The organism is Salinisphaera sp. SWV1 (assembly GCF_052044155.1).
GTDB lineage: Bacteria > Pseudomonadota > Gammaproteobacteria > Nevskiales > Salinisphaeraceae > Salinisphaera.
Window position 1 is genome coordinate 1 of sequence record NZ_JBQDYE010000194.1, and the last position, 506, is coordinate 506.

Here is a 506-nt window from a genome sequence, read left to right on the forward strand (position 1 = left end):
CAGCATTGTACTCCATTCCTGCTGCTGCGAAGTTTGCGCTGCCCGGGCTTTATCGAATGCATTGGCCAGCATCGGCACATGGTTAATGTCGATGACGATCTCACCATATTTCGGCACACCTTCCATTTTGCGGCGGGCTTCGCTACCCGCCTCCAGAGTGGCAATCCATGCCAGATATTCATCCCACGGGCAGGTGAGCGCCGCTGCCAGGCAATCGATAACCCCAAGGTGGTGACCAATCGCCAGGCTGTAATAGACCACCTGCTGCGCCTCGGCGGGCGTGGCATCGTTCTCATCAATAAATTTACGGCTCAGTTGACTGAACACCACCTTTTCACTCATCGGATACGCGCCTCTTCAACAACATGATTCAGATGGCTGACAATCTCGTTCAGACGCGGATCGTTTTCCGCTTCCAGCCAGCGTGCAACCTGTTCTTCGCCCTGCCCTAACTGTGTAAGGTAATCATCGGCAATCTCACGACCGTAACGATAACCCGCCAGTCG

General features: G+C 54.5%; 1 protein-coding gene and 1 pseudogene. Both read right to left on the minus strand.

From position 1 onward, the window contains the following. On the minus strand, window positions 1–342 hold a 342-nt coding region (gene hycH, locus ACS8YF_RS20215), incomplete at its 3' end, for a formate hydrogenlyase assembly protein HycH (RefSeq protein ID WP_440851836.1). Beyond that, window positions 339–506: pseudogene (locus tag ACS8YF_RS20220) on the minus strand (formate hydrogenlyase); the annotation flags it as partial. The gene hycH and the pseudogene ACS8YF_RS20220, both read right to left, overlap by 4 nt.